This is a genomic window from Streptococcus danieliae (assembly GCF_013415245.1).
Taxonomy (GTDB): Bacteria; Bacillota; Bacilli; order Lactobacillales; family Streptococcaceae; genus Streptococcus; species Streptococcus danieliae_A.
The window spans coordinates 1-4,932 of record NZ_JACBXX010000021.1; the positions used below are offsets into that span (position 1 = coordinate 1).

General features: G+C 50.2%; 1 tRNA gene and 2 rRNA genes. All 3 read left to right on the forward strand.

Features of this window, described 5'->3' with window-relative positions:
• Positions 1 to 11: 11 nt before the first annotated feature.
• The 3 genes from HZY94_RS00070 (at position 12) to HZY94_RS00080 (ending at position 4,889) form a co-directional block, all read left to right on the forward strand.
• Positions 12 to 1,558, forward strand: a 16S ribosomal RNA gene (locus HZY94_RS00070).
• A gap of 222 nt (positions 1,559 to 1,780) precedes the next feature.
• Positions 1,781 to 1,853, forward strand: a tRNA-Ala gene (locus HZY94_RS00075).
• Between the two features lie 140 nt (positions 1,854 to 1,993).
• A 23S ribosomal RNA gene (locus HZY94_RS00080) occupies positions 1,994 to 4,889 on the forward strand.
• The 16S and 23S rRNA genes sit together here with 1 tRNA gene alongside, the layout of an rRNA operon.
• Positions 4,890 to 4,932: the final 43 nt, after the last annotated feature.

The window sequence follows — 4,932 nt, forward strand, 5'->3', positions numbered from 1 at the left end:
TAGCTCAAACTTTTGATGAGAGTTTGATCCTGGCTCAGGATGAACGCTGGCGGCGTGCCTAATACATGCAAGTAGAACGCTGAAGAAAGAGCTTGCTCTTTTGGAAGAGTTGCGAACGGGTGAGTAACGCGTAGGTAACCTGCCTGGTAGCGGGGGATAACTATTGGAAACGATAGCTAATACCGCATAATAGCTTTGATTGCATGATTGAAGTTTGAAAGATGCAACTGCATCACTACCAGATGGACCTGCGTTGTATTAGCTAGTAGGTGAGGTAAAGGCTCACCTAGGCGACGATACATAGCCGACCTGAGAGGGTGAACGGCCACACTGGGACTGAGACACGGCCCAGACTCCTACGGGAGGCAGCAGTAGGGAATCTTCGGCAATGGGGGCAACCCTGACCGAGCAACGCCGCGTGAGTGAAGAAGGTTTTCGGATCGTAAAGCTCTGTTGTAAGAGAAGAACGTGTGTGAGAGTGGAAAGTTCACACAGTGACGGTAACTTACCAGAAAGGGACGGCTAACTACGTGCCAGCAGCCGCGGTAATACGTAGGTCCCGAGCGTTATCCGGATTTATTGGGCGTAAAGCGAGCGCAGGCGGTTGGATAAGTCTGAAGTTAAAGGCTGTGGCTTAACCATAGTATGCTTTGGAAACTGTTCAACTTGAGTACAGAAGGGGAGAGTGGAATTCCATGTGTAGCGGTGGAATGCGTAGATATATGGAGGAACACCGGTGGCGAAAGCGGCTCTCTGGTCTGTAACTGACGCTGAGGCTCGAAAGCGTGGGTAGCGAACAGGATTAGATACCCTGGTAGTCCACGCCGTAAACGATGAGTGCTAGGTGTTAGGCCCTATCCGGGGCTTAGTGCCGCAGCTAACGCATTAAGCACTCCGCCTGGGGAGTACGACCGCAAGGTTGAAACTCAAAGGAATTGACGGGGGCCCGCACAAGCGGTGGAGCATGTGGTTTAATTCGAAGCAACGCGAAGAACCTTACCAGGTCTTGACATCCCAGTGACCGCCCTAGAGATAGGGTTTCCCTTAGGGGCACTGGTGACAGGTGGTGCATGGTTGTCGTCAGCTCGTGTCGTGAGATGTTGGGTTAAGTCCCGCAACGAGCGCAACCCTTATTGTTAGTTGCCATCATTCAGTTGGGCACTCTAGCGAGACTGCCGGTAATAAACCGGAGGAAGGTGGGGATGACGTCAAATCATCATGCCCCTTATGACCTGGGCTACACACGTGCTACAATGGCTGGTACAACGAGTCGCAAGTCGGTGACGGCAAGCAAATCTCTTAAAGCCAGTCTCAGTTCGGATTGTAGGCTGCAACTCGCCTACATGAAGTCGGAATCGCTAGTAATCGCGGATCAGCACGCCGCGGTGAATACGTTCCCGGGCCTTGTACACACCGCCCGTCACACCACGAGAGTTTGTAACACCCGAAGTCGGTGAGGTAACCTATTAGGAGCCAGCCGCCTAAGGTGGGATAGATGATTGGGGTGAAGTCGTAACAAGGTAGCCGTATCGGAAGGTGCGGCTGGATCACCTCCTTTCTAAGGATAAGGAAACACATTGGTACTTGTTCAGTTTTGAGAGGTCATGTAGATGACTTAAAATAGAAGAAACCCGGTTTAAAAGACCATGAGGGGCCTTAGCTCAGCTAAGCGAATCGAAGGTGAAGCTTTGTCTCGAGCTTGCGCAGAGACAGGGACAGCGTCCAATCTCACAGATAACTAACAAAAGAATAGAACAAACCCGGTTAAAAAAACCAACAAGGGGCCTTAGCTCAGCTGGGAGAGCGCCTGCTTTGCACGCAGGAGGTCAGCGGTTCGATCCCGCTAGGCTCCATAGGGTAGAAAAGCTTTGTGGTTTTAATATCCTAAGAGAACATTGAAAATTGAATATCTATATCAAAAGAAAGTAACAAGAAATAAACCGAAACGCTGAACGCATAAGAGTTTACTTAATTCAGGTAGAGTTAAGAAGAAGGTTAAGTTAGTAAGGGCGCACGGTGGATGCCTTGGCACTAGGAGCCGATGAAGGACGTGACAAACGACGAAATGCTTTGGGTAGCTGTAAGTAAGCGATGATCCAGAGATGTCCGAATGGGGGAACCCACTAGTTAATGGCTAGTATCTTTAGTTGTTAAGACTAAAGAGGGAAGACGCAGTGAACTGAAACATCTAAGTAGCTGCAGGAAGAGAAAGCAAACGCGATTGCCTGAGTAGCGGCGAGCGAAACGGCAGGAGGGCAAACCGAGTGGTTTACCACTCGGGGTTGTAGGACTGCGAGATGCGAAGATAGATTATAGAAGAATGACATGGGAAGGTCAGCCAAAGAGAGTGAGAGCCTCGTATTTAAAATGATTTATTGAGCTAGCAGTATCCTGAGTACGGCGGGACACGAGAAATCCCGTCGGAATCTGGGAGGACCATCTCCCAACCCTAAATACTCCCTAGTGACCGATAGTGAACCAGTACCGTGAGGGAAAGGTGAAAAGCACCCCGGGAGGGGAGTGAAAAAGAACCTGAAACCGTGTGCCTACAAGAAGTTCGAGCCCGTTAATGGGTGAGAGCGTGCCTTTTGTAGAATGAACCGGCGAGTTACGATTACATGCGAGGTTAAGTTGAAGAGACGGAGCCGTAGGGAAACCGAGTCTGAATAGGGCGCTATAGTATGTAGTCGTAGACCCGAAACCATGTGACCTACCCATGAGCAGGTTGAAGGTGAGGTAAAACTCACTGGAGGACCGAACCAGGGCACGTTGAAAAGTGCTTGGATGACTTGTGGGTAGCGGAGAAATTCCAAACGAACTTGGAGATAGCTGGTTCTCTCCGAAATAGCTTTAGGGCTAGCGTCGACATTAAGAATCTTGGAGGTAGAGCACTGTTTGGGTGAGGGGTCCATCTCGGATTACCAATCTCAGATAAACTCCGAATGCCAATGATTTATGGTCGGCAGTCAGACTGCGAGTGCTAAGATCCGTAGTCGAAAGGGAAACAGCCCAGACCACCAGCTAAGGTCCCAAAATAATTGTTAAGTGGAAAAGGATGTGGGGTTGCACAGACAACTAGGATGTTAGCTTAGAAGCAGCTATTCATTCAAAGAGTGCGTAATAGCTCACTAGTCGAGTGACCCTGCGCCGAAAATGTACCGGGGCTAAAACAATTTACCGAAGCTGTGGATCCTAATAAGGATGGTAGGAGAGCGTTCTATGTGTGGCGAAGGTGTACCGTGAGGAGCACTGGAACGCATAGAAGTGAGAATGCCGGTATGAGTAGCGCAAGATGGGTGAGAATCCCATCCACCGTAAGACTAAGGTTTCCAGGGGAAGGCTCGTCCGCCCTGGGTTAGTCGGGACCTAAGGAGAGACCGAAAGGTGTATTCGATGGACAACAGGTTGATATTCCTGTACTAGTATATAGAGTGAAGGAGTGACGCAGAAGGCTAGGGGAAGCCAGTTAATGGATTCTGGTCTAAGCAGTGAGGTGTGGTAAGAGTCAAATGCTTTTACCTGTAACATTGAGCTGTGATGGGGAGGTGACTAATGTCACCGAGTCCCTGATGTCAGGCTGCCGAGAAAAGCTTCTAGCGCTAATCTATATACTACCCGTACCGCAAACCGACACAGGTAGTCGAGGCGAGTAGCCTCAGGTGATCGAGAGAACTCTCGTTAAGGAACTCGGCAAAATGGCCCCGTAACTTCGGGAGAAGGGGCGCTCAGTATAACTGAGCCGCAGTGAAAAGGCCCAAGCAACTGTTTATCAAAAACACAGCTCTCTGCTAAATCGTAAGATGATGTATAGGGGGTGACGCCTGCCCGGTGCTGGAAGGTTAAGAGGAGTGCTTAGACGGTAAGTCGAAGGTATGAATTGAAGCCCCAGTAAACGGCGGCCGTAACTATAACGGTCCTAAGGTAGCGAAATTCCTTGTCGGGTAAGTTCCGACCCGCACGAAAGGCGTAATGATTTGGGCACTGTCTCAACGAGAGACTCGGTGAAATTTTAGTACCTGTGAAGATGCAGGTTACCCGCGACAGGACGGAAAGACCCCATGGAGCTTTACTGCAGTTTGATATTGAGTATCTGTGCCACATGTACAGGATAGGTAGGAGCCAATGATCTAGGGACGCCAGTTTCTAGTGAGGCGTTGTTGGGATACTACCCTTGTTGTATGGCTACTCTAACCCGGATAGGTGATCCCTATCGGAGACAGTGTCTGACGGGCAGTTTGACTGGGGCGGTCGCCTCCTAAAAGGTAACGGAGGCGCCCAAAGGTTCCCTCAGACTGGTTGGAAATCAGTCGCAGAGTGTAAAGGTATAAGGGAGCTTGACTGCGAGAGCTACAACTCGAGCAGGGACGAAAGTCGGGCTTAGTGATCCGGTGGTTCCGTATGGAAGGGCCATCGCTCAACGGATAAAAGCTACCCTGGGGATAACAGGCTTATCTCCCCCAAGAGTTCACATCGACGGGGAGGTTTGGCACCTCGATGTCGGCTCGTCGCATCCTGGGGCTGTAGTCGGTCCCAAGGGTTGGGCTGTTCGCCCATTAAAGCGGCACGCGAGCTGGGTTCAGAACGTCGTGAGACAGTTCGGTCCCTATCCGTCGCGGGCGTAGGAAATTTGAGAGGATCTGCTCCTAGTACGAGAGGACCAGAGTGGACTTACCGCTGGTGTACCAGTTGTCTCGCCAGAGGCACAGCTGGGTAGCTATGTAGGGAAGGGATAAACGCTGAAAGCATCTAAGTGTGAAACCCACCTCAAGATGAGATTTCCCATCAGTAATGAATAAGAGCCCTGAGAGATGATCAGGTAGATAGGTTAGGAGTGGAAGTTGTGTGAGCAATGTAGCGGACTAATACTAATAGCTCGAAGACTTATCCGAAGTCGTAAGACGACACTTATGTGTAAGTTTTGGTTCTTGTAAG